The sequence below is a fragment of the Halobacillus trueperi genome (assembly GCF_003386945.1).
GTDB lineage: Bacteria > Bacillota > Bacilli > Bacillales > Halobacillaceae > Halobacillus > Halobacillus aidingensis.
In genome coordinates this window covers 15,764-39,100 of record NZ_QUAE01000008.1, presented here as the reverse complement: position 1 = coordinate 39,100, position 23,337 = coordinate 15,764, and the positions used below count along the sequence as shown (strand labels likewise).

Sequence of the window (23,337 nt, the reverse complement as noted above, 5' to 3'; positions counted from 1 at the left end):
ACAGCTTTTTTTATTTTGTGGTGAAAAAATCGTGTAACTGAACCTTCTTGTAGCAGCTTCAAATACACGATTTTTTCCATTATCCAATAACCAAGGACTCTTCGTATGATTTTTTCGATCTCACACATAATAAGTCTAAGAAAAATTACACAGGGGAGGCGGTAGGATTGGCGACTCCTGTCTATATACGTACAAAACAATCGATCTATGTTCAACCCTTGGCAAAAATCCGTTTGCAGGATGTGGCCCGTGTGACGGGTCAAAAGCGTCATAAACCTGTCTTGGAGCAGATGGTCTTGCATCAAGTGACCGAAGAAGATCAAAATATCGTGGTCATCGATTCGTTCATGATCATTGAACAAGTGATCGAGAAATTTCCGGAGCTTGAGGTCGAACTGATCGGACCGAATCAATGCGTGGTTCATGTTGAAAAACACCAAAAGCAGCCGTCCCCTCTATTGATCAGTGCGATATGGGTCCTGCTTTTTATTGGAGCAGCGATGGCGATTATGAACTTCCATTATGATGTGAGCATGCAGGCCGTTCAACAGAAGCTGCACTTCATGTTGACAGGGGAGGAAGTGGAACATCCGTTATGGATCCAGGTGCCGTATTCCATCGGTCTTGGGATAGGAATGATCTTATTTTTTAACCACTGGTTTCAGAAACGATTCAATGAAGAGCCGAGTCCGATGGAAGTAGAGATATTCAATTACCAGGAAGATCTGGACCATTATGTAGCCATTAAGGAGAATAAGGTGGAAAAACAGGATGTGGATCGTTGAAGCACTCATTGGACTTGCTGCTGGCATTGCTGTCGGAACAGGCTTCGTTGCTTTTTTGACAGTCCTTGGGATTGTCCCAAGGCTCATGCAGTTGAGCCATTCGGAATCAAAACTCCGGAGTTATGAAATGGCTGTGATTCTAGGCGTTTTCGCAGGGATTTACCTTTCATTTGGGGATGGCCCGGTGAAGATGACCATGATTGGTCTTGTGATATGGGGACTTTTTCATGGGATCTTCATAGGAATGCTGGCCGCTGCTCTGACGGAAGTCTTGAATGTTTTTCCACTTTTATTCAAGCGAATCGGTGTGGATGGCTTTCTGTTCACGCTATTAATGGCGCTGGTTCTTGGGAAAATCGCGGGTTCTTTGTTTCAATGGATCATTTTTGTCAGGTGAACGATCTGTGATTAGGAGGAAGTAGTGTGGGTAAACAACCGCTCAATGAAAAGAACTTTGATAAGGCGAGAAAATCCTATCAACCAAAACCGCCTTATGTCATGAATTGCTTGAAAGCATTTATTGTAGGTGGGTTGATTTGCGTGTTTGGTGAACTTCTTACACAAATGTATATCCACTGGTTTGACTATAGTGAAAAAAATGCCATCAACCCGACGGTAGCGACTTTAATACTACTCTCTGCTCTCGCTACAGGTTTCGGTGTGTATGATAAGCTCGGACAGTTTGCTGGTGCTGGTTCAGCGGTTCCAGTCACTGGGTTCGCAAACTCGATTACCTCAGCGGCATTGGAGCATAAATCCGAAGGACTTGTTCTAGGAGTTGCCACCAACTTATTCAAGTTAGCAGGATCTGTCATTGTATTCGGAGTTGTCGCTGCTTATGTATTAGGAATCATTCGTTACGTATGGTCGCTTATTTTTTAGGAGGAAAAGCATATGGCTAAAACTGGAACACATTCATGGACGTTTACCGATCCGGTCTACTTACAATCCACGGGCACGGCTGTCGGTCCTATGGAAGGAGAAGGTCCACTGAAAGAAACATATGACGTCATTCATGAAGAGCTTCACTGCGGTGAATCCAACTGGGAGCTTGCGGAACGCAAATTGATGACAGATGCGGTGTACACTTGTCTGCAAAAAGCAGGGGTCGACCAATCCAATATTGATTTGTTTTTAGCGGGAGATCTTTTGAACCAAAACGTAACAGGAAACTATGTGGCAAGACAGTTAGGCATACCTGTTTTGGGGATGTTCGGCGCCTGTTCGACCAGTATGGAGACTCTTGCCACAGGTGCTGCGCTCGTCTCATCAGGATATGCCACACAAGCGTTAGTAGCCGTCAGTTCTCACAACTGTACAGCAGAACGCCAATTCCGTTACCCGACAGAGTATGGAGGGCAAAAGCCGGGTACCGCTACATTTACCGTCACAGGAAGCGGTGCTGCGCTTCTTTCAAAAACACCATCAAAAATTCAAGTTGAAGCTGCAACGATTGGTAAGGTTATGGATTATAGTATTAAGGATCCATTTGATATGGGGTCTGCAATGGCACCTGCGGCATGGGACACCATCAAAACGCATTTGGAAGACATGGGGCGTGTTCCAGGGGATTATGATGTCATCGCAACGGGGGACTTGTCTTCTGTGGGAACCCCTATTCTTAAAGATTTGATGAAACAGGATGGCTATGATATCAGTGATGTTCATAAAGATTGTGGGCTGCTGGTCTATCATAGCGATCAACCTGTGTTTGCAGGGGGAAGCGGATGTGCGTGCTCAGCGGTGGTGACTTATGGGAAAATTGTGCAGGATTTGATGAGTGGTAAATACAAGCGTGTGTTAATTGTTGCGACAGGTGCGCTCATGAGTCCGATGATGCTTCAGCAGAAAGAATCGATTCCTGGAATTGCACATGCTGTCGTCCTCACAAGAGGGGAGGGTGGATCTTGACATTTTTATGGGCTTTCATCGTAGGAGGGGGCATTTGTGTGATCGGGCAGATTTTAATGGATGTATTCAAATTGACTCCAGCCCACGTCATGTCTTCCTTTGTTGTAGCTGGAGCGGTACTGGATGCGTTCGACCTTTATGATAACCTCATTGAATTTGCTGGTGCAGGAGCGACTGTGCCGATTACAAGTTTCGGGCATTCGCTTTTGCATGGAGCTATGGAACAGGCGGATGAACATGGCTTTATCGGTGTGGCCGTCGGTATTTTTGAACTGACATCTGCCGGTATTGCATCCGCCATATTGTTTGGCTTTATCGTTGCTGTTATTTTCAAGCCTAAAGGATAACTCGAGATCAAGGAGTGGAGGTTTATGCCTACGAAGAAACAAGAAACGCCCATCGTCATGAAGCTCGACCAAAACCGGAAGACGATGAATGAACGCATTGGCGTAGACCAATCATTTGATGCCGGTTTCCGTACGTTGACCTTACTCGGTGTGGAAGTGAACTTCTATTATGTCACAGGGTTGGTAGAGACACCAATCGTTGTAGAAGTGATGCGCCAATTAATGGAAATGAATGATTCGGAGGACCACGTCGATTCCGTATTTAAATCCATAAAAGATGAAATCCCTCATCAACAAGTAGAGACGACTTCCGACATTGATAAGTGTATCACCCAGATGCTTTCCGGATTGATGGTCATTTTCGTCGATGGAGAAACAGAGGCCTTCATTGTTGATGTGCGGACATATCCCGGGAGGACTCCAGAAGAACCGGATACGGAAAAGGTCATCCGTGGTTCGAGGGATGGGTACACAGAGAATATCATAGAAAACACAGCTCTTACACGTCGTCGTATCAGAGACGAACGGTTAAGAAATGAAATCATGCAGGTCGGGAATCGTTCGAAAACAGATGTTTGTATTACTTACATCAAAGACGTTGCCGATCCAGGGCTTGTTCAATTGTTAAAAGATGAAATACAAAAAATCGATATCGACGGCTTGTCGATGGCGGATAAAAGTCTTGAAGAGTACATTGTCAATCAGGGAAGGAATCCGTTTCCGCTCGTAAGATATACGGAACGGCCGGATGTCGTCGCTTCGCATTTATTTGAAGGACATGTAGTCATCATGACCGACACCTCACCGAGTACGATCATTACTCCGACTACGTACTTTCACCATGTGCAGCATGCGGAAGAATTCCGGCAGTCCCCTCCTGTTGGGACTTTTGTACGGTGGGTGCGTTTTTTTGGGATTTTTGCATCTGTTTTTCTTTTGCCATTATGGATGTTGTTCGTCATGCAGCCGGATCTGCTTCCAGAACCGCTGGCCTTTATAGGTCCCAACGAAGAAAGCAGCATTCCCATCATCTTTCAAATATTGATTGCCGATTTAGGTTTGGAGATGCTCAGGATCGCAGCCATCCATACACCGACTCCTTTATCGACGGCTATGGGACTTATTGCCGCTGTCCTTATAGGGCAAATCGCTATTGACGTGGGAATGTTTGTCCCTGAAGTCATCCTTTATGTAGCTGTTGCTGCCATAGGATCCTATTCAACGCCGAGTTATGAATTATCTGTGGCCAATAAAATGGCACGTATTTTGTTTGTGATTTTAGTTGCTATATTCGGAATCAAAGGACTTATGGGCGGATTCTTAGCTTATGTTTTGCTGTTAGCGAATACGAAGTCGTTGAACACCCCATATTTGTGGCCTTTTCTGCCATTCAACGGAAAAGCGGCCATACAAATTATCCTACGTCTTAGTATGCCATCACTAAAAGTGAGACCGAGCGTTGTTCATCCTCAAAACAATCACCGTCAAAAATAATCGTATTGCCCGTTCTTTAGCAATGTGATAAATTAAAATAAATCTTGATGTCCTTTGATCTCCAAGGGGCATTTTCTTTTTATCATTTCTCCGTTTGTAGAAAAGGTGGGTTACGATGAATCATGATGTTAATGAAAAAGGGCAATTGCTAATCGGACAAGTTCCAGCTGCAGACCTTGCCGAACAATATGGCACCCCTCTTTATGTATATGATGTTGGTGAAATCAGACAAAAGGCACGGGCATTTGTGCAGACATTCAAAGAAAATCAAGTAGCAGCTCAAGTCGCCTATGCAAGTAAAGCTTTTTCTTCTGTCGCGATGCTTCAGGTTGCGAACCAGGAAGGTCTCAGTTTGGATGTCGTTTCTGAAGGAGAACTACATACAGCCCTTGAAGCAGGCTTCCCCGTAGAAAAGATTCACATGCACGGGAACAATAAAAGTATCCGTGAATTGGAAATGGCCGTAGAACATGAAATCGGATGTATCGTAGTCGATAATTTTTATGAAATCGAACTCCTGCACTCCATCCTCAAAGAGCAGAAGAAAGAGATGGATGTCTTGTTGAGGGTGACACCGGGGATCGAAGCCCATACCCATGATTATATTTTGACAGGGCAGGAAGACTCGAAATTCGGTTTTGATTTGAGCAGCGGCCAGGCTGAAGAGGCATTCATGAAAGTCCAGGATGATGCCAATATCCGTTTAGTCGGACTTCATTGCCATATTGGTTCACAAATCTTCGAGACGAGCGGTTTCGAAATGGCCACGAGAAAACTCTTTACTACTTTGAACGATTGGCGTGACCGCTATAAATATGAAGCGACTGTACTGAATTTAGGCGGCGGGTTCGGTATTCAATATACGGAAGAGGATAAACCGCTTGACCTGGATCAATATGCTCACGCTCTTATCCGTGAAGTGAAAAATCTCTCTTCGCAGTACGATTATCCTATGCCGGAAATCTGGATTGAGCCGGGGCGTGCGATTGTCGGGGAGGCAGGTACTACGATCTACACCATCGGTTCCCTCAAGGAAGTCCCTGATGTAAGGACGTATGTATCTGTGGACGGAGGGATGACAGATAATATCCGTCCAGCCCTTTATCAGGCAAAATACGAAGCAGCGCTGGTAGAAAAAATGGATCAAAAGCCGGAAAAAGAGTATTCCATAGCTGGAAAGTGCTGTGAATCTGGAGATATGCTAATATGGGATGTGGCGCTTCCTGCGGTTGAACATGGAGACAGACTTGCAGTTTTCAGCACAGGAGCGTATGGTTATGCTATGGCTAACAATTACAACCGCTTTCAAAAAGCGGCCGTCGTGTTTGTCGAAGACGGAAAGCATCAGCTTGTCGTCAGAAGAGAGAGCTATCAAGAGATGACACGACTAGATTTATCTTATGAAAAATGAGAGGGGTATGAGAAATGAAACAAGCAACGATTGAATTTGAAAATGGAGAGAAAATGCTGATTGAACTTTACGATGATACAGCACCAAAGACCGTTGAGAACTTTGAGAAACTGGCCAATGATGAATTTTACGATGGATTGACATTCCACCGTGTCATCCCAGACTTCGTGATCCAGGGCGGGTGCCCGAAAGGAACAGGAACGGGTGGTCCAGGCTATACGATCAAATGTGAAACCGAAGGCAATCCTCACAAGCATGAGCGAGGATCCCTTTCCATGGCCCACGCTGGAAAAGATACAGGAGGAAGCCAATTCTTCGTCTGTCACTCTCCTCAGCCACACTTAGACGGCCGTCACACAGTTTTTGGCAAAGTGGTTGATGGTGTGGATACGGTCGATCGTGTTCGTGTCGGAGATGTGATGCAAAAGGTCCGCGTTGAGGACAAATAATTACTAACAGAGCCCTTCATGATTGTCACACTACTCGTATTGATTTTTTTAGTGGCACCTTTGAGTCTGTTCATCCATGAGCTTGGTCACCTATTGCCCGGCCTTTACTTTCGGGCAGATCAAAGTGCTCTGCACCTTGGCCGGGGGAAAGTGATCGGGCGATGGGAAAAAAGCGGGATACATGTGTACATCCACCTTTTTTTCTTCCAGGGAGCTTACTCGGTGAATGAACGGAAACCTCCGTTCAAAGATTTCGAAAAAGCTTGGATCAGTATTGGCGGTCCTTTACTCAATGCTCTAACAGCTTTCGTTTTGTTCTTATGGTTTAAGGAGCAGGGCGGTGGTCTGCTTCGTATCTCTTTTCTTTTTAATACGTACCTTGCCCTCGTGAATCTTGTACCGTTTTCTATCAAAGGAAAGGGTTCTGATGGATATCGGCTTTGGTCAATTGTGAAAAGACGGTTTTAAACAAGCTTGAATAATCCAGGGCTATGCTATATTCTATGTAGCGGGGCAAATCACAAAAAACCGGGGGCAACGTATAATGAAAATGAAAAATTGGATGCTGTTTACGTTTTTATCGTTGTTCAGCATCGGTTGGGGTTTATACTACTGGTTCGTCATCGTCATGTAAGCTTGACATATAGGAAGAATTAGACAATGATTGAAAGTAACCATTTTCTCATCTGGAACTCTAGGAAAGTTATTTTCATAATTGAGGGGTTAATATGTTAATTCGTTATAAAAAATCATTTGAAAAGATTGCGATGGGCTTGCTTTCTTTCATGCCTGAAGTTTCAGACGTTAAGACACTTCAGGAAATTATAAAAGAATACGATTCCAATCCGGATTGGAATCTGTTTTTGTGGAAAGAGGAAGACATCCTCGGAGCGGTCGGTGTCCGTTTGGAAGATGGCAAAGCCATCATCCAGCACGTGTCCGTCAACCCGTCTCATCGTAATGCTGGGATTGGTCGGCAGATGATCCTCCGTGTCCGTGACCATTTCAAAGATGATTGTCATGTATGTGCTGATGTAGCCACAGAGTCATTCATCGAGAAATGTGATGAAGAAAGTGCCTCTTCACAGTTATAAAAGATAAGGAGGTGTCGATTCACGGCACCTCCTTTGTTTCGTTTATATAGGAATTTAAAATGATGTTCTTCTCATTTTATGTTTCATTAGAAGGAATTCATCAGACATGTCACTCGGAGACCCGTAAGCGACGTTCCATTGTTGGCAGAGGAGATGTACTTCTTTACGGAGTTCATTATCTATGATGGGCATATTCCAGCTACGGTAAGGGACCTCTTTGTCCAAACGTGCTTTGAATGCTTCCAGCTGTTTTTCCAGGCGTTCTCCATCCAAGCCGAGGAGTGGGAGTTCTTTCTCATGTTCTACTTTCTTTCTTAAACACCGTTTAATGAGGGTCCTTGCACCATTTTGATTGCCTCTGCGATCATGGTACATGGCTACAGCGATTTGGATGAGCCATACCCAGATGGAAGAACGGTTACGAGGATCGACTTCTTTCCAGTATTCCTCAAGGATCTCATGACATTCGAAATAATCTCTTGTACCGTGGAAATGAGCAAGAAATTCAATATAAGCTTTAGGATACATATAAACCATCCATCCCTTTGATACAACCATGGAAAGCTTGGTTGTTGATTAAAATAAGGTTCTTGTACTTCTATCTATAGTATAACTTAACGGAAGACGTAAAACGAAAGACATTGATCGCCATTAAATACATGCTGTCACAGCAGGGTGTTTTTTGATACCATTATAAAAAGAACATTGGAACGTAAAGGAAGAATGATATGAAAAAAAGCTACCAAGTGAAAGTGGAAGGTTTTGAAGGACCTCTTGATCTTCTTTTACACCTGATCAATCGATACGAAATCGATATTTATAATATTCCCGTTTCCCAAATTACCGATCAGTACATGAACTATATCCATACGATGCAGGAACTTGAGCTGGATCTCGCGAGCGAATATCTGGTCATGGCTGCTACATTACTTGCCATGAAAAGTCAGATGCTTCTTCCTAATCAAAACATGGAAGATGAATTCGAAGATGGGGAGCTTGAAGATGACCCTCGCGAAGATTTGATGCGACGTTTGATTGAATACCGAAAATATAAACAGGCTGCAGAGGAACTGAAAGAAAAAGAACTCGATGCCAACCGCATCTACACCCGACCTCCACTGAATATGGAAGGCTGGGAAGAAGAGATGCCGGAAGTGCGCCCGGGAGAAGCCTCTGTTTACGATATGATTCAAGCGATGGGCAATCTATTAAAGCGGGCCAAAACGGAAAAACCACAGGAAGCAAAGGTCCGGAGAGATGAGATTCCTATCCAAATGAGAATGGAAGAAATTCTCGGTAAAATTGATGTTCAAGCAGGTGGCACTCCTTTTCATCAGTTATTTGAAAAACGAACACGACCGCATATCGTTGTTACCTTCATCGCTTTACTTGAATTGATGAAGAGCAATGACATCGTGTGTGTTCAACAACAACATTTTGATGAACTAATCGTATATAAGATGGAGGATGCACCATGGAGTTAGAAGACTACAAAGCCATAACCGAAGGCCTGCTTTTTGCGGCCGGAGAAGAAGGGATCACAAAAAAGAAACTGACCAACCTACTAGAGTTGGATGCGAAAACGTTCAAAACATTGTTGGAAGAAATGATGAAAGACTACCAATCGAAGCACAGAGGTCTCACCATCATGGACTCACAAGGAACCCTGCATTTGACCACGAAGCCGGAGCATGCTTCGTATTACAAGCGTCTTTTAGATTCACCAGGATCGACAAGGCTGTCTCAAGCAGCTCTTGAAACGCTTGCAATCATTGCCTATCAACAACCGATCACTAGAATAGAAGTGGATGACTTGAGAGGGGTCAAAAGTGACCGTGCCATTCAGACACTCGCCAATCGCAGTTTGATTGAAGAAAAAGGCCGTAAAGATGCCATCGGACGCCCGATCCTATATGGAACGACCAAAAATTTTCTTATCTATTTCGGCTTGACTTCCATTGAAGAGCTTCCGCCTCTTTCTGAACTCAAACAAAGCGAAGGGGAAGAAGAAGGAGAAGCTGATCTCTTTTTCGAAAAATTCAACGAAGACCCCTTCTCCGACGACTAAAAAGCTGTTCCCTACCAGGGACAGCTTTTTTTCTATATAAGCTTCCGTTTCTGGAAGACTCAGTTTCGAGACTTTTGTTGAGTGGATAGGGGCTGCGGGGAATAGCTCGCTTTCCGCGGGAGCGCGGTGAGCCTCCTCGGACTGCGTCCTGTGGGGTCTCACCATGCACTTTTTTCCCGCAGGAGTCTCCCCACTCCCCTCCGCCCCTTGATCATATAAGTATCTCGAAACTACTTCCAGAATTAGCAGCTTTCCAGCGTAATGAAAGTAATGGATTAAACTTTCAAACAAGCAGCCATTTGTATCCTAACGCTTGCTATAAAGGGCTTTTCAACTAGAATGTAGTAGTTATGGAAGACGCTCCATTCGTGTATGTGGCTTCGTTTCTCATATCCATCGAATGGGGTGGCTGGGAAGATGCGAGACTCCCGCGGGAATGGATTGGCTGGCGAGACCCCGCAGTGCGAAGCACGAGGAGGCTTGCCGCCATCCCCGCAGGAAAGCGAGTAGCTTCCCAGCCACCCCTGACTCCCAATACAGCAAACGAAACCCGATTATCTCGAAACTGAGTCTTCAAGAATACTGCCATATACTTTAAGAACGCCGATTGTGTTGTGCTCTTAATATGGATGGATTTTTCTATTACTCATAAGCTTGTACGCTTCTGCATAAGTTGAAGCAAATGATGTGAATAGGAGGAAGTCCTCTTGAGAAGGTTCTTTTATGTAGCTGTGGCCATGACTTTACTACTTCCAATCTTTATGGTGGATAAGGTAAAAGCGAATCCTAATATATCAGTATCTGCGGAGCGGGCCGTTCTGATGGATGCAGAATCAGGCCGGGTCCTGTATGAAAAGAATGCCTATGATCCTACACTGATTGCCAGCACCACAAAAATCATGACCGCTATCATAGCGATTGAATCAGGAATGATGGAAGAGAAAGTGAAAGTAAGTAAAAGGGCCGTTTATACAGAAGGGTCCTCCATTTATTTGACAGAGAAAGAAAAAATCCCTTTGAAAGATTTGGTATATGGGTTGATGCTGAGGTCTGGAAATGATTCAGCTGTAGCGATTGCTGAACATGTAGGCGGGAGTGTCGAAGGTTTTGTGCAGCTGATGAATGAAAAGGCGGCCTGGCTTGGAATGAATAACAGCCACTTTGAAAATCCGCATGGATTGGATGGAGAAACCCATTATTCAAGCGCGTATGATTTGGGGCTGCTCATGGCCTACTCTATGAAAAATGATACGTTCCGCGAAGTGACAGGCAGCGAAATGTATCGTTCTGAAAATCGAGAATACTCGTGGAAGAATAAAAATAAAATGCTGACCCAATATTACGAACCGACGAACGGTGGGAAAACAGGGTTCACAAAAGCCGCTGGACGAACCTTAGTGACAAGTGCCCAAAAAGATGGAATGGAGCTGATCGCTGTTACTTTGAATGCTCCTGATGATTGGAATGACCATACACGGATGTTCGAGTGGGGATTCAGTAATTTTGAAACGGTGAAACTACAAAGTGAGGGTACCGTTGAAGTGAACGGGAAATCCCTTTATATTCCAAGAGATATCTATTATCCTCTCACCCTATCTGAAAAGGAAGACCTTCAGGCAACATTTTATCGTTATGACCAGCAAGGGGAGTCGAATTTAGCCGGGGTGACATACTTCATGGTCGGACAAACACCGTTAGTTGAAGCGCCTGTATGGAATGAGCGCCCTTCTCAATCCTTCTTTTCAGAAGTGAAGAACTTCTTGAACAGGATGATGGGGGTAGCGCCATGGTCAACTTAATATGGGCGTTCCTTGCGGTTACGGGGATTATCTATGCGGCTTTCAATGGTACGATGGAGGACGTCAACAAAGCGATTTTTTCAACATTGGATGAGGCGATTATGATTACTCTGAGTCTTGCAGGGGTCCTCATTTTTTGGCTTGGATTGATGAAAATCGCTGAAGAGGCAGGACTTCTTGCCGGATTGGCTAAAATTTTCCGGCCTTTTGTCAAACGCATCTTTCCTGATATTCCTGAGGACCACCCGGCGCTCGGTTACATCCTGTCCAATATGACGGCCAATATGTTCGGTCTTGGAAATGCTGCCACGCCAATGGGGTTGAAAGCGATGAAGGAATTAAAAAAGCTGTCAGGTTCGGATAAAGCGAGCAGGTCTATGATTACACTCCTTGCCATCAACACTTCATCCCTGACGCTCGTACCGACAACTGTGATTGCGATCCGGATGAAGTATGGTTCAGAGGATCCGACCTCCATCGTAGGTGCTACCATTTTGGCAACTATTATTTCTACCATTGCCGCCTTATTGATCGACCGCTATTTTCATTATAAAAGGGAGAGGGCGATGCGTTTATGATCAGCATATGGCTCATCCCATCCATCATCCTGCTTGTACTGGTGACGGCAACTATTAAAAAGGTACCTTCTTATGAAGTCTTTGTGGAAGGGAGTAAAGAGGGAATCCAAATTGCCATCAGTTTGCTTCCTTTCTTATTGGGAATGATGGTGTCGATTGCTGTTTTTCAAGCGTCAGGTGCGATGGGGGCGATCGTGAAACTGTTTGAGCCTCTGATGTCTTTGTTTGGAGCTCCAGCTGAAATTCTCCCTCTCGCTTTCATCCGTCCTATCTCAGGAACGGCCGCACTCAGTATGACGACAGAGCTGATCCGCACGTTTGGTCCTGATTCATTCATCGGTCAACTCGCATCTGTGATGCAGGGGAGTACCGATACGACACTATACATTATCACTGTCTATTTTGGGGCCGTTGGGATCAAAAGAATGGGAGATGCTTTGAAAGTTGGACTGATGGCCGATTTGGTTGGTATAATAGCATCAATTGTCATTGTCATCATCCTATTTAGTTAATAGGATGATTTTTTGTTCAAACCTTTATAGAATGTGTATAATGTAGAGGAACGGACGAGCCGCGCTTTGTGAGCGTGGCTTCGTTTCATGAAAAAAAGTGATTTCAAAGAAAGTTGGTGACGGTCGTATGGCAGATATGGAACGACTACAAAAGGTGATCGCCCACGCAGGTGTCGCATCACGAAGAAAAGCAGAAAAGTTGATTGTTGACGGCAAGGTGACAGTCAATGGAAAAGTAGTAACAGAATTAGGAACAAAGGTCGGTAAAAACGATGATGTTGAAGTAGAAGGAGTCCCGATCGATAAAGAAGAGCCTGTCTACTATTTGTTATATAAACCACGCGGTGTTATTTCAAGCGTCAGTGATGATAAGGGACGTAAAGTAGTCACAGACTTTTTGCCGGAAGTTAAAGAGCGGATTTTCCCAATCGGCAGGCTGGATTACGATACGTCTGGATTAATTTTGTTAACAAACGACGGGGAATTTGCTAATTTACTCATGCACCCGAGTCACGAAGTGGACAAAGTGTACATCGCAAAGACAAAAGGCATTCCTACTAAAGATCAACTGAAGCAGTTGAAGAAAGGGATGACCGTAGACGGGGAGTACTTGAAGGCCGTTCACGCTAAAGTCACCTCCACGGATTCGAAGAAGAATACGGCGATTGTACAAATTGTTCTTCATGAAGGAAAGAACCGCCAAGTCCGTCGGATGTTTGAGTCTCTTGGATACCCTGTCGACAAATTGAAGCGTGAACGGTACGGGACGCTGGACCTACATGGAATGAATGCAGGAGATTCCCGTCCATTGAAACCGTTTGAAGTGAAACAGCTCCGTGCACTTGCTGAGAAAACTGTTGAATAACGTTCAAATTTACAGCCTTCAATCAATGTTATAATGGTTTGGGAGTGAGTCATAATGAAGGAAGAAACCATTAGGAAAAAAAGAAAGCGCCTCATCTTCAGAACAGCTATGCTTGCCGTGATGGTCGGACTTGTCGTGTTCGCTCTCGTTGCAAACGGCAAGGACGAACAATCGGTGATCGCCAAAGGGGAGAAAGCACCCGACTTTCAATTGAAAAAATTCGGTACAGATGAAACGGTTCAATTGAGTGATTTGAGAGGGAAAGGCGTCATGGTCAACTTTTGGGCGACGTATTGTAAACCGTGTAAAGATGAAATGCCTTATATGGAAGAGTTGTATCCGGAGTACAAAGAAAAAGGTGTCGAAATTCTAGCTGTCAATCTAGATTCGACCGAACTTGTGGTGGAGAATTTTGTGAACGAATACAATCTGACCTTCCCTATTCTGCAAGATAAAAATGGTGAAGTGATGGATCTTTATAACATCGGTCCGATTCCTTCCACGCTATTCATCAATCCTGAAGGTGAAATTGAAGAGCAAGTCATCGGCCCTCTGACGTTAGACAAACTCGAAGGCCACTTGCAAAAGATTGCACCGGAGGAATAGAGTCTACTTGACATTGTGAGGTTTTACTATGAAAGAGATTACCTGTGAATGTGGTCATGTGAATCCTGAAGGTACGGTGCTTTGTGAAGCTTGCGGAAAACCTGTGGAGCAGAACCAGCACATCGACGGCAACGAAGACAAGAAACTGCTCAACATGCGCTACGATGGAAGTGCCCGTCGTTCACAAACGTATAATCGTACGATCGTTGATAAAGTATGGAACTTCTTTTCCTCTGTGAAGGTCGGGGTCACCTTGATCTTTATCACCGTCGTAGCATCTGCGATCGGAACGATCTTCCCTCAGGCTGTATTTATTGGTGGTGCCGATCCTGCGACCCATTACGAGGATCAATATGGGATCGCCGGGCAGATTTATTATCAACTTGGATTCCATGACCTTTTCAGCTCATGGTGGTATATGCTTTTGATTGCGATGATCGGCATATCCATCGTCATTGCATCCATCGATCGTTTCTTCCCGCTATATAAAACGTTAAAAAGGCAGAAGCCGAAGCGTCATGAGCTTTTCATGAAAAAGCAGCGTGTGTTCGGGGAGACGAAGTCAGATGCCATCGATTATGAAGCATTCAAAACCAATTTGAAGAAGAGACGCTTCAAAGTTTATGAACAAGACGGCCATTTGCTGGCAGAGAAGAACCGCTTTGCAAGATGGGGGCCTTATGTCAATCATATCGGTCTTATTATTTTCCTATTAGGCGCTTTACTCAGGTTTATCCCTGCTTTCTATGTCGATGAACATGTTTGGGTAAGAGAAGGGGAGACAACACTAATCCCTGGTACAGAAGGCGAATACTATATCAAAAATGAGGCCTTTACTCTAGAAACCTATGATAAAGACAACCCGGAAGATGCGAAATTTAAAGAAGCGATTGAAAATCAGGATGGAGCGATCCCGAAGACATTCCGGACGGACGCTGTCATTTATGAGCGGACAAATCAAGGAGTCGCTGGTGCTGATCCTGAGCTGGAAACGATCAAAGAAGGCTCAGCCACGTTGAACAACCCATTAAAATTTGAGGACTTTGCCCTCTATCAGGCGAGTTATCAATTGGATGAATTCAGTGAAATGTCTTTCAAAATCCACGACAAGGATGATGAAGATACCAACTTTGGCGAGTTTACCGTCGATTTGACGAACCCACAATCTACATATGAGCTGGACGAAGGGTTCCGGGTGGAAGTCGTAAACTATTTTCCTGAGTATGAAATGCAGGACGGTCAGCCGGCTTCAGTCTCCAAGTATCCAAAGAACCCAGCTTTCGTATTCAACCTGTACCCACCAGGTGAAGAAACACCTGAAACTAGTTTCCTAGGTATAGGGGCGAATATCGATGCTGGAGAGAATAACCAATATAAACTTGGCCTAACAGGCTTCGATACGCGGGACGTCACAGGTCTGACTGTGAAAAAGGATCATACGTTAGGAATCATCTCTCTCGGAGGCGCGATCTTCATGATCGGCGTCATTCAGGGAATGTATTGGAACCATCGTCGTATCTGGCTCCAGCCAAGATCAGACGGAGCGTGGATTGCGGGACATACGAATAAAAACTGGTACGCCTTGAGAATGGAAATTGAAAAATCAATTGAAGGCACTCACATCGAGGCCCCTCAGGACCAGTATGAAATGAAATCATAGAGTCAGGAGGATGAAATATGGGAGATTGGACAGCCATAAGCGGCAATCTGCTCTATGCTGCTTTTTTCATCTATTTAATAGCGACCTTCTTCTTTGCAGGAACCATACGCGATAAAAAGAAAGGGAAGAGCCGCGTAGCAGGAAATATCGGAATTACGCTTGCGATTATCGGGTTCCTCACTCAAATCGGATATTTTATTACGAGGTGGATCGCAAGCGGTCACGCCCCGATCAGTAACTTGTTTGAATACACGACGTTTTTTGGAATGATGCTTGTCTTCGCATTCATCGTTCTCTACTTTATTTACAGAGTGGATCTCTTAGGGCTATTTGCTTTACCGATTGCCCTGCTATTGATCGCTTTTGCAAGCATGTTCCCGACGGAAATTTCACCTCTTGTCCCATCTTTGCAGTCCCATTGGTTATATATCCATGTAACTACTGCATCACTTGGTCAAGGGATTTTATCGGTTAGCTTTGTCGCAGGCTTGATCTTCTTGATCAGCCAGGTGGACCAGAGCAAGCGTTCCAAACATACGGTTTGGCTCGAGTTTGTCCTTTATGTCATTGCGGTGACGCTTGCCTTCATCATTGTTTCTTCATCCTTCAGTGCGATGAATTACGAAGCGAGTTTTGAAGCACCGATTGAAGGACAACAAGCGGAGATCACGTACAACATGCCAGCCATTGTAGGACCTTATCAAGGAGAATTGATAAGTGAAGGTAGCATGTCTCCATTGTTCCAAGCGCCAGAATGGATGCGCGGGGAGGATGCGGCGAAGAAATTCAACACCTTCCTATGGGCACTTCTTGGTGGAGTAGTTCTTTACTGGGGTACAAGGTTGATCTTAAGAAAACGAATCGCTGCAGCTATACAACCACTCCTAAACAAAAAGGTGAACCCTGAACTTGTCGATGAAGTATCTTACCGCGCCGTAGCCATCGGTTTCCCTGTGTTTACATTGGGAGCACTGATTTTTGCCATGATTTGGGCTCAGCAAGCCTGGGATCGGTTCTGGGGATGGGATCCGAAAGAAGTGTGGGCACTGATTACTTTCTTCTTCTATGCCGCCTACCTTCATTTACGTCTATCCAGAGGTTGGCAGGGAATGAAGTCCGCATGGCTTGCAGTCGGAGGCTTCGGAATCATTATGTTCAATTTGATTGCGGTCAACTTAATTATTTCAGGCTTACATTCTTATGCATAAAAAACAAAAGGCAGGCGAGAATTCTTTGAACTCCGCCTGCCCTTTGTGTAAAGGATAAAGGTAATGAACCCATAAGCGTATTATTTCTATGATGTGGAGGTTTTTAAATGGATCAAGAAGCGAAAGTGTTAGTAGTGGATGATGAAGAACGTATCCGCCGGCTGATTCGCATGTACCTGGAGAGAGAGGATTATATCATTGATGAAGCGGAAGACGGGGAAGAAGCCTTGCAAAAAGCGCTTCAGAATGAATATGATGTGATCCTGCTTGATTTGATGCTTCCAGGAAAAGATGGGATTGAAGTGTGTAAAGAGCTGCGTGAGAAGAAAGCCACTCCAGTGATCATGCTTACGGCCAAAGGGGAAGAAGCCAACCGAGTGCAAGGTTTTGAAGTGGGAACCGACGACTATATTGTTAAACCATTCAGTCCAAGAGAAGTCGTTTTACGAGTGAAGGCGCTCCTGCGTCGTTCTTCTTCTACGAAGTTTTTAGAAACGGAAACATCGGCGCGGAATGTACTTGTTTTCCCTCACATGACAATCGATAACGATGCTCACCGTGTGACTGCTGATGGAAAGGAAGTGGCTTTGACACCGAAAGAGTACGAGCTTCTTCACTACATGGCGCAGTCTCCGGATAAAGTTTTTGACAGAGAACAATTGCTGAAAGAGGTATGGCAGTATGAATTTTTCGGCGATCTTCGGACGGTCGATACCCATGTTAAACGACTCCGCGAAAAATTAAGCAAAGTTTCGGCAGAAGCGGCAGGGATGATTGTTACGGTATGGGGAATCGGCTATAAGTTTGAGGTATCTGGTGACTGATGTTCTGGCGTAGTGTAGTCGGGAAGTTATGGTTCACCATCTTATTATTGGTTTGCTTTGTCCTCTTTATATTGACTGTTCTTCTCCTAGAGTTCTTTCAAAACTATCATGTCGTAGAAGCTGAAAGACATCTGCTGCAGACGGCGGACCGAATTTCAGACGTCGTGGATCGCTATGAACAAGAGGAAGACCTTTTACTATCGACAACAGCCCTTGTCAAAGATCCGGCAAGTCGAGCCGTCATTGTAAAAGGAGAGGATGATCCGCTGGTTTCGGAAAGTGATTCTGATTCACTGCCTGTGCTTGATTATGAATGGTTTAAAAATGACGAAGATACAGCAACCGTTTTGAATGAAGGCGCAGATGTTAAAAAAGTGGCCGATCTAGGAAATGGCGAGACTGGAGTCATGGTTGTCGGCACTCCACTTAATAACCAGGACGGGGCTGTTTTTGTCTATCAATCACTGGATACGATTGAAGAAACGTCCGAACAGACGACAAAAATCATATTCCTGGGTGCTGGAATTGCCATCGTATTGACGACCATTTTCGCCTTTTTCCTCTCCACTCGAATCACGGCACCTTTGATTAAAATGAGAGAAGGTGCCCTCGAACTTGCCAAAGGCGAGTTCAACACGAAGATACCCATACGTACCCATGACGAAATTGGTGAATTGGCGATGGCCTTTAACCGGATGGGCCGGGAGTTGAAGTTTCATATCAATGCTCTGAATCAGGAAAAAGAACAGCTCTCGGGTATTTTGAGGTCGATGGCAGATGGCGTCATAACGTTTAATCGCGAAGGGGATGTGCTCATTTCCAATCCCCCCGCACAACAATATTTAGATGCCTATGCGTTTGAAAATAACGCTGCATCCACGTCTGCTGATCAAACGTCCCTTCCAGAATCGCTGAGGGATTTGTTTAACGATGTTATCACGGATGAAAATGAATCCATGATCGAGATGACATTACAAGGCAGGTCCTGGGTGATCATCATGACACCTTTGTATGACAAAGAAAAAGTACGTGGAGCTGTCGCGGTCCTTCGGGATATGACGGAAGAAAGAAGACTGAACAAGCTCCGCAAAGACTTTATCGCTAATGTATCCCACGAATTGCGTACCCCCATTTCCATGCTGCAAGGGTATAGTGAAGCCATCGTGGATGACATTGCAGAATCAAAAGAAGACAAAAATGAACTCGCGCAAATCATCCATGACGAGTCGCTCAGGATCGGTCGTCTTGTCAATGAGCTTTTGGATATAGCACGGATGGAAGCGGGACATATTCAGTTGAATGAAGAATCTGTTGAAATTGAGCCATTTTTGAACAAAATCATTCGGAAATTCAGTGGGATTGCCAAAGAGAAGTCTGTAGACCTTCACTTGAAAGTAGAAGGAGAGTTCGGGTTCCTCGATTTCGATCCTGATCGTATTGAACAAGTGTTTACAAATTTGATTGATAATGCAATCCGACATTCCGACCCGGGTAGTGAGGTACAGGTGATTCTTGAAAAAGATGAGAAGGAATGGATTGCAAGTGTCAAAGACTCCGGGTATGGAATTGCCGAGGAAGACCTTCCATTCGTCTTTGAGCGTTTCTATAAGGCAGATAAATCGAGGAAGCGTGAAGATAAAAATTACAAAAAAGGCACAGGGCTCGGTCTTGCGATTGCGAAAAACATTGTAGAAGCCCATGATGGGACCATTAGTGTGCATAGCAAGTTGAAAGAAGGAACCACCTTTACTTTTAAAATTCCTTTTAGACATAAGGAAAAATAAAGTTGCTATATTCGGAAAATTGTTGTAATCTTGTTTATGGAAACTTCATAAGAAGAGGATTCAGGTGTCTGAAAAGACTTGATAGGGAATCTGGTGGAAAACCAGAACTGTCCTCGCAACTGTAAGTGTAGACGAAAAGGAAATTCCACTGTACCTTCAGGTATGGGAAGGATCCTGATTAGGATGACGCACAAGTCAGTAGACCTGCCTGATCCAACGTTTCAAAGCTTCGGGGATTGAGCATTTGAGACAACCGATCGGTATGACGTGGAACGTAGATCTTATCCTTTCGTTTGTCTTAAGCTTACCCTTGTAGAAGGGTAAGCTTTTTTTGTGGTAGGAAAGAATTTTACGATTTCTACATACATGTGACTTGGTTGTCTTCACTTTTCTCTCCTCCTGGCCGTGAAATACAAAGAAAAAGGGAGAGATTGTCATGAAAAAATGGAACACTGTTTTAACAGCCCTGATGCTAGCTGTCGCCGTACTAGCTGGATGTGGAGCACAAGAGGAAAAGGAAACATCGACTACTCAGGAAGAACAAGTACAGGAAGTGACAGTACAAGTACAGTTATCTAAAAACGATGGCGAAGAAATGATGGCAGAAGATGAAATTACAGTAGAAAAAGGAACCACCCTCATGGAAGTCATGGAAGATAACTATGAAGTAGAACAATCAGAAGGGTTCATCAACAGCATCGAAGGCATCGCCGGCAACCAAGAAGAAAAAATGGCTTGGATGTACACCATTAACGGCGATGAAGCAATGGTTGGAGCCAATGAGTACGAAGTAGAGGATGGAGACGAAATCGTTTTTGATTATCAATCTTGGGAATGATGAAGGATGAATACCTATAAGTTAACATTGATTGCCATGCTCGCATCCTTAGCCATAGCAGGAAGAATGGCTTTAGCTCATTTTCCTAACATCCAGCCGGTGACCGCAATCATTATTATTGCCGGTTTCTGGCTCGGACCTAGTGCAGGAATCCTCATTGCTCTGCTCACGACCTTTGTGTCCAATGTGTTGTTGGGCATGGGGATATGGACCATCTGGCAGATCATTGCCTGGTCAATCATAGGAATCATTGCAGGTCTCCTGGGGAAATATTGGTCCAAAATGCCATTCTGGGCTCTTTCCATCTACGGCTTTATCAGCGGACTTTTTTTCGGCGTCATTCTTTCCTTAACGATGCGGGCTGCGGGCCAGCCATTTTGGGCGTATTATTTAGCAGGCCTCCCGATGGATATCAATCATGCGGTATCTAATACTGTGTTCATATTGGCACTATCTCCAATACTCGGAACACTTTTCCAACGCTACGAAAAAAGAAACGCCATATCAAAAGTATCTTAGCTACCCGGACCAAGGGTAGCTTTTTTGTCCTCTTACCCCTGTTATTTATTAAAGTTAATGGCAGGATTGTGTAAGACTTGAATTCGAGATATTCTGGGGTTCGTTCGCCGTATTGGGAGTCAGGGGTGGCTGGGAAGCTACTCGCTTTCCTGCGGGGATGGCGGCAAGCCTCCTCGTGCTTCGCACTGCGGGGTCTCGCCAGCCCATCCATTCCCGCGGGAGTCTCGCAGCTTCCAAGCCACCCCATTCGATGGATATGAGAAACGAACCCACATACACGAATGGAGAGTCTTTCATAACCACTACATTCTAGTTGAAAAGCCCTTTATAGCAAGCGTTAGGATACAAATGGCTGCTTGTTTGAAAGTTTAATTCATTACTTTCATTACGCTGGAAAGCTGCTAATTCTGGAAGTAGTTTCGAGATATTTATAGATCAAGGGGCGGAGGGGAATGGGGAGACTCCTGCGGGAAAAAAGTGCATGGTGAGACCCCACAGGACGCAGTCCGAGGAGGCTCACCGCGCTCCCGCGGAAAGCGAGATATTCCCCGCAGCCCCCATCCACTCAACAAAAGTCTCGAAACTGAGTCTTCCATAAACGGGAGCTATAATTGAATTTGGGATAGAGGTAGTGGGCAGTTGATTTTCTTTTGGAAACGCGGTTCCTTTTTCTTTTTTTGCATATTAAGATAGAAAGTGTAACTTTTTTCATACATAAAACGACTATTAAAGTGACCCAGGAGGTACCACCATTGCGAACGTTCTTTGATGAACTATACGAAAACTATCACCATGACCTGTTTCAGTTTCTCATCTATATGGTCAAGGACAGAAGTCTTGCTGAAGACTTGGTTCAGGATGTTTATGTGAGGGTCATGAAATCATATGATTCATTCAATGGAAAAAGCTCTGAGAAAACATGGTTGTTTTCCATAGCCAGACACGTAGCCATTGATTATTTCCGCAAACAAAAAAGAAAGAGAAACCGCTTCATGGAGTTCTTTGATTGGACTGAGAAAGGTGAGCAAATCAAAGATCAGAATAAAATGCCTGAAGAGATTGCCGTGCAGAATGATGAAATTCAACAAGTCTATCAAGCGCTCGACAAATGTACGGTCGATCAGCGAAGTGTGTTGATTTTCCGTTTCATTCAAGGCATGTCCATAAAAGAAACAGCAGAAATCTTAAGCTGGAGTGAGAGTAAAGTGAAGACGACTCAACATCGAGCCATGAAAGCTCTGAAGATGATACTTGAAGAGATGGAAGAGGGGAGGGGAGATCGTGAAGAAGCGTAATGACGAAGATATCAAAAAAATATTAGGTGAACTCCCTTCTATGGATGACCGCCAATCGAAAGAAATGCTCTACCAAAAGGTTTCATCACGCGTAAATACACCAAAAAGGAAAGTAGCTCCATGGCTTTTTCCTGGCTTAGCTACGATTGCTGTTTTGCTAGTACTTGCCGTGTTCATTCCTGTCTTTTTCAGTAACAATGGAATGCTTACCGTGGAAGAGTCTGCCGATCGTGCGAATGAGAATGCAGAATCCTCGTCGGCGACTGAAGAAACAGCTCCATCTCTTGATTCATCTACCTCAGAGACTGAAGAGGAAAGTGCTGAAATCAAGGAAGCTGAACCTTCCAGCGAGGATAAAGACCTCCCTCCTGAAGAAAATGTAGAAGAAGAATCCCAAGAGAAAGAGGAAGAATCAAAGCTTGAAGAAACACAAGAAGAGCCTGAGGCAGAGCTTGAGTCACTGGTTTTAAGGAGTGACGAAGGTGGTTATGATACGGTGTCTTATCCAGGGAAAAATGCTGAAGTCATTCTTCCTATCCTCCAGAAGCAGCAGGAAGTCGACACATTTTCACCAGAGAGGTACGGTTTAGCTGAGAGAGCTGTAGAAGGAATCGAATATGAAGTGGATGAAACAGAAGGTTCGGCTGTCGTTACGTTTCCTGATGGTTTCACCGTTAGTGGATCTGCTTGGGCAAACGCGATCATTGAAAGCATTCGATGGGACTTGGAATACGTTCAACTAGAAGAAATTTCTGTTCAAACCGAATCAGGTAATCCCGTCAACCTGGGAAGCTACGGAGAAATGTCGGAGGTTCCTGTCATTCAACAAGGGGAGTACATCTTTCAATTGTATCAATACGAAGGTTCCTCTGAACGTTTATTAGCTCCCATTTCTGTTGATGGTTTTCCGACATTCCAGGATGCTCTATCTTTGATGAAGGAAAAAGGGAGAGGTCTCTTTGTGAGCCCAGCCGTGCCAGAACATGTTCAGTTTACTTCAACGACAGTAGATGAAGGTATAGTGAATATAAATCTTCAACATGAATCATGGGCAAGTGAGCAACAGCTTTTGACGATGGTTGAAGCCATCCTTGCTACAGCAGGACAGTTTGGTTTTGAAAAAGTCAAGTTCAATGGTGTGAACGTAAGGGAGTTTTCCACCTATGATCTTGAAGAGCCAATCGATGTTCCAGAAAGAATCAATCCTGTTGTTGAATAATGACCTGGAACCCTCTGCAGTATTTGCAGGGGGTTCTTATATTCGTTTAGGCAATGATCCTCCAGGCCCTC

The 23,337-nt window shown here is 44.4% G+C and carries 26 protein-coding genes and 1 riboswitch; of the genes, 25 read left to right on the top strand and 1 reads right to left on the bottom strand.

All coding sequences use genetic code 11. The annotated features are described in order from the left end of the window. Positions 1-167: 167 nt before the first annotated feature. From DYE48_RS11430 to DYE48_RS11385, 10 genes are all read left to right on the top strand, one after another. Positions 168-785, top strand: coding sequence for a stage V sporulation protein AA (locus DYE48_RS11430; protein WP_115823747.1), 618 nt, complete (start codon positions 168-170; stop codon positions 783-785). Next, positions 772-1,182 (top strand): stage V sporulation protein AB, encoded by a 411-nt coding sequence (locus DYE48_RS11425; RefSeq protein WP_089654058.1) that lies wholly within the window; start codon positions 772-774, stop codon positions 1,180-1,182. Before DYE48_RS11430 ends, DYE48_RS11425 begins: the two co-directional genes overlap by 14 nt. A gap of 26 nt (positions 1,183-1,208) precedes the next feature. Beyond that, positions 1,209-1,667, top strand: coding sequence for a stage V sporulation protein AC (spoVAC, locus tag DYE48_RS11420; protein WP_115823746.1), 459 nt, complete (start codon positions 1,209-1,211; stop codon positions 1,665-1,667). 12 nt (positions 1,668-1,679) lie between these two features. Next, the gene (gene spoVAD, locus DYE48_RS11415; RefSeq protein WP_115823745.1) at positions 1,680-2,696 is read left to right on the top strand and encodes a stage V sporulation protein AD; all 1,017 of its coding nucleotides are present in this window, start codon (positions 1,680-1,682) and stop codon (positions 2,694-2,696) included. Continuing rightward, positions 2,693-3,043 carry a stage V sporulation protein AE gene (spoVAE, locus tag DYE48_RS11410; RefSeq protein WP_115823744.1) on the top strand — a complete coding sequence of 117 codons (351 nt, stop codon included), beginning with the start codon at positions 2,693-2,695 and terminating at the stop codon, positions 3,041-3,043. Before spoVAD ends, spoVAE begins: the two co-directional genes overlap by 4 nt. Positions 3,044-3,067: 24 nt before the next feature. Then, the gene (locus DYE48_RS11405; protein WP_115823743.1) at positions 3,068-4,537 is read left to right on the top strand and encodes a spore germination protein; all 1,470 of its coding nucleotides are present in this window, start codon (positions 3,068-3,070) and stop codon (positions 4,535-4,537) included. 115 nt (positions 4,538-4,652) lie between these two features. Further along, entirely contained in the window at positions 4,653-5,948 is a 1,296-nt protein-coding gene (lysA, locus tag DYE48_RS11400) for a diaminopimelate decarboxylase (RefSeq protein WP_115823742.1), read from the top strand. A gap of 14 nt (positions 5,949-5,962) precedes the next feature. Next, a complete protein-coding gene (locus tag DYE48_RS11395) occupies positions 5,963-6,397 on the top strand; it encodes a peptidylprolyl isomerase (protein WP_115823741.1) in 435 nt (144 codons plus the stop codon). A gap of 18 nt (positions 6,398-6,415) precedes the next feature. Then, positions 6,416-6,865, top strand: a complete 450-nt coding sequence (locus tag DYE48_RS11390) for a site-2 protease family protein (protein WP_115823740.1) — start codon at positions 6,416-6,418, stop codon at positions 6,863-6,865. Between the two features lie 260 nt (positions 6,866-7,125). Beyond that, entirely contained in the window at positions 7,126-7,491 is a 366-nt protein-coding gene (locus tag DYE48_RS11385) for a GNAT family N-acetyltransferase (protein ID WP_115823739.1), read from the top strand. Positions 7,492-7,545: 54 nt separating this feature from the next. Here DYE48_RS11385 and DYE48_RS11380 read toward each other — a convergent pair whose 3' ends face one another. Next, on the bottom strand, positions 7,546-8,019 hold the full coding sequence (locus DYE48_RS11380) for a DUF309 domain-containing protein (protein WP_115823738.1): 474 nt from the start codon (positions 8,017-8,019) through the stop codon (positions 7,546-7,548). A 200-nt stretch (positions 8,020-8,219) separates the two neighbouring features. Between DYE48_RS11380 and DYE48_RS11375 the strand changes: the two genes are divergently transcribed. The 15 genes from DYE48_RS11375 to DYE48_RS11300 all read left to right on the top strand — a co-directional run bounded on the left by DYE48_RS11375 (position 8,220) and on the right by DYE48_RS11300 (position 23,266). Next, on the top strand, positions 8,220-8,975 hold the full coding sequence (locus tag DYE48_RS11375; protein WP_115823737.1) for a segregation/condensation protein A: 756 nt from the start codon (positions 8,220-8,222) through the stop codon (positions 8,973-8,975). Further along, a complete protein-coding gene (scpB, locus tag DYE48_RS11370; protein WP_115823736.1) occupies positions 8,966-9,559 on the top strand; it encodes an SMC-Scp complex subunit ScpB in 594 nt (197 codons plus the stop codon). Before DYE48_RS11375 ends, scpB begins: the two co-directional genes overlap by 10 nt. Positions 9,560-10,296: 737 nt before the next feature. Then, positions 10,297-11,358 carry a D-alanyl-D-alanine carboxypeptidase family protein gene (locus DYE48_RS11360; RefSeq protein WP_115823854.1) on the top strand — a complete coding sequence of 354 codons (1,062 nt, stop codon included), beginning with the start codon at positions 10,297-10,299 and terminating at the stop codon, positions 11,356-11,358. Further along, on the top strand, positions 11,346-11,936 hold the full coding sequence (locus DYE48_RS11355; protein WP_115823734.1) for a nucleoside recognition domain-containing protein: 591 nt from the start codon (positions 11,346-11,348) through the stop codon (positions 11,934-11,936). Before DYE48_RS11360 ends, DYE48_RS11355 begins: the two co-directional genes overlap by 13 nt. After that, entirely contained in the window at positions 11,933-12,448 is a 516-nt protein-coding gene (locus tag DYE48_RS11350) for a spore maturation protein (protein WP_089654045.1), read from the top strand. The genes DYE48_RS11355 and DYE48_RS11350 overlap by 4 nt, the downstream gene beginning before the upstream one ends. A gap of 136 nt (positions 12,449-12,584) precedes the next feature. Continuing rightward, on the top strand, positions 12,585-13,313 hold the full coding sequence (locus tag DYE48_RS11345; protein WP_115823853.1) for a pseudouridine synthase: 729 nt from the start codon (positions 12,585-12,587) through the stop codon (positions 13,311-13,313). Positions 13,314-13,367: 54 nt separating this feature from the next. After that, the gene (gene resA / locus DYE48_RS11340; RefSeq protein ID WP_089654044.1) at positions 13,368-13,919 is read left to right on the top strand and encodes a thiol-disulfide oxidoreductase ResA; all 552 of its coding nucleotides are present in this window, start codon (positions 13,368-13,370) and stop codon (positions 13,917-13,919) included. Positions 13,920-13,947: 28 nt separating this feature from the next. Further along, on the top strand, positions 13,948-15,579 hold the full coding sequence (gene resB, locus DYE48_RS11335; protein WP_115823733.1) for a cytochrome c biogenesis protein ResB: 1,632 nt from the start codon (positions 13,948-13,950) through the stop codon (positions 15,577-15,579). A 17-nt stretch (positions 15,580-15,596) separates the two neighbouring features. After that, positions 15,597-16,787, top strand: coding sequence for a c-type cytochrome biogenesis protein CcsB (ccsB, locus tag DYE48_RS11330; RefSeq protein WP_115823732.1), 1,191 nt, complete (start codon positions 15,597-15,599; stop codon positions 16,785-16,787). A 107-nt stretch (positions 16,788-16,894) separates the two neighbouring features. Further along, positions 16,895-17,611, top strand: a complete 717-nt coding sequence (locus tag DYE48_RS11325) for a response regulator transcription factor (RefSeq protein ID WP_089654041.1) — start codon at positions 16,895-16,897, stop codon at positions 17,609-17,611. Beyond that, positions 17,611-19,395 carry an ATP-binding protein gene (locus DYE48_RS11320; RefSeq protein WP_208639653.1) on the top strand — a complete coding sequence of 595 codons (1,785 nt, stop codon included), beginning with the start codon at positions 17,611-17,613 and terminating at the stop codon, positions 19,393-19,395. Before DYE48_RS11325 ends, DYE48_RS11320 begins: the two co-directional genes overlap by 1 nt. 45 nt (positions 19,396-19,440) lie before the next feature. After that, positions 19,441-19,621: riboswitch (cobalamin riboswitch) on the top strand. Between the two features lie 210 nt (positions 19,622-19,831). Continuing rightward, complete coding sequence (locus tag DYE48_RS11315; protein ID WP_115823730.1) at positions 19,832-20,233, top strand: DUF4430 domain-containing protein; 402 nt, start codon at positions 19,832-19,834, stop codon at positions 20,231-20,233. Positions 20,234-20,239: 6 nt separating this feature from the next. After that, positions 20,240-20,752 carry an ECF transporter S component gene (locus DYE48_RS11310; protein WP_115823729.1) on the top strand — a complete coding sequence of 171 codons (513 nt, stop codon included), beginning with the start codon at positions 20,240-20,242 and terminating at the stop codon, positions 20,750-20,752. 752 nt (positions 20,753-21,504) lie between these two features. Continuing rightward, on the top strand, positions 21,505-22,047 hold the full coding sequence (sigX, locus tag DYE48_RS11305; RefSeq protein ID WP_089654037.1) for an RNA polymerase sigma factor SigX: 543 nt from the start codon (positions 21,505-21,507) through the stop codon (positions 22,045-22,047). Beyond that, the gene (locus DYE48_RS11300) at positions 22,034-23,266 is read left to right on the top strand and encodes a GerMN domain-containing protein (RefSeq protein WP_115823728.1); all 1,233 of its coding nucleotides are present in this window, start codon (positions 22,034-22,036) and stop codon (positions 23,264-23,266) included. Before sigX ends, DYE48_RS11300 begins: the two co-directional genes overlap by 14 nt. Positions 23,267-23,337: the final 71 nt, after the last annotated feature.

What these genes read in the sequence shown, in the direction of transcription:
- DYE48_RS11425 (WP_089654058.1), top strand. Translation starts at nt 772, where the DNA reads ATGTGGATCGTTGAAGCACTCATTGGACTTGCTGCTGGCATTGCTGTC.
- spoVAD (WP_115823745.1), top strand. Translation starts at nt 1,680, where the DNA reads ATGGCTAAAACTGGAACACATTCATGGACGTTTACCGATCCGGTCTAC.
- DYE48_RS11405 (WP_115823743.1), top strand. Translation starts at nt 3,068, where the DNA reads ATGCCTACGAAGAAACAAGAAACGCCCATCGTCATGAAGCTCGACCAA.
- lysA (WP_115823742.1), top strand. Translation starts at nt 4,653, where the DNA reads ATGAATCATGATGTTAATGAAAAAGGGCAATTGCTAATCGGACAAGTT.
- DYE48_RS11395 (WP_115823741.1), top strand. Translation starts at nt 5,963, where the DNA reads ATGAAACAAGCAACGATTGAATTTGAAAATGGAGAGAAAATGCTGATT.
- DYE48_RS11390 (WP_115823740.1), top strand. Translation starts at nt 6,416, where the DNA reads ATGATTGTCACACTACTCGTATTGATTTTTTTAGTGGCACCTTTGAGT.
- DYE48_RS11385 (WP_115823739.1), top strand. Translation starts at nt 7,126, where the DNA reads ATGTTAATTCGTTATAAAAAATCATTTGAAAAGATTGCGATGGGCTTG.
- DYE48_RS11380 (WP_115823738.1), bottom strand. Translation starts at nt 8,019, where the DNA reads ATGTATCCTAAAGCTTATATTGAATTTCTTGCTCATTTCCACGGTACA.
- DYE48_RS11375 (WP_115823737.1), top strand. Translation starts at nt 8,220, where the DNA reads ATGAAAAAAAGCTACCAAGTGAAAGTGGAAGGTTTTGAAGGACCTCTT.
- scpB (WP_115823736.1), top strand. Translation starts at nt 8,966, where the DNA reads ATGGAGTTAGAAGACTACAAAGCCATAACCGAAGGCCTGCTTTTTGCG.
- DYE48_RS11360 (WP_115823854.1), top strand. Translation starts at nt 10,297, where the DNA reads ATGACTTTACTACTTCCAATCTTTATGGTGGATAAGGTAAAAGCGAAT.
- DYE48_RS11355 (WP_115823734.1), top strand. Translation starts at nt 11,346, where the DNA reads ATGGTCAACTTAATATGGGCGTTCCTTGCGGTTACGGGGATTATCTAT.
- DYE48_RS11350 (WP_089654045.1), top strand. Translation starts at nt 11,933, where the DNA reads ATGATCAGCATATGGCTCATCCCATCCATCATCCTGCTTGTACTGGTG.
- DYE48_RS11345 (WP_115823853.1), top strand. Translation starts at nt 12,585, where the DNA reads ATGGAACGACTACAAAAGGTGATCGCCCACGCAGGTGTCGCATCACGA.
- resA (WP_089654044.1), top strand. Translation starts at nt 13,368, where the DNA reads ATGAAGGAAGAAACCATTAGGAAAAAAAGAAAGCGCCTCATCTTCAGA.
- resB (WP_115823733.1), top strand. Translation starts at nt 13,948, where the DNA reads ATGAAAGAGATTACCTGTGAATGTGGTCATGTGAATCCTGAAGGTACG.
- ccsB (WP_115823732.1), top strand. Translation starts at nt 15,597, where the DNA reads ATGGGAGATTGGACAGCCATAAGCGGCAATCTGCTCTATGCTGCTTTT.
- DYE48_RS11325 (WP_089654041.1), top strand. Translation starts at nt 16,895, where the DNA reads ATGGATCAAGAAGCGAAAGTGTTAGTAGTGGATGATGAAGAACGTATC.
- DYE48_RS11320 (WP_208639653.1), top strand. Translation starts at nt 17,611, where the DNA reads ATGTTCTGGCGTAGTGTAGTCGGGAAGTTATGGTTCACCATCTTATTA.
- DYE48_RS11315 (WP_115823730.1), top strand. Translation starts at nt 19,832, where the DNA reads ATGAAAAAATGGAACACTGTTTTAACAGCCCTGATGCTAGCTGTCGCC.
- DYE48_RS11310 (WP_115823729.1), top strand. Translation starts at nt 20,240, where the DNA reads ATGAATACCTATAAGTTAACATTGATTGCCATGCTCGCATCCTTAGCC.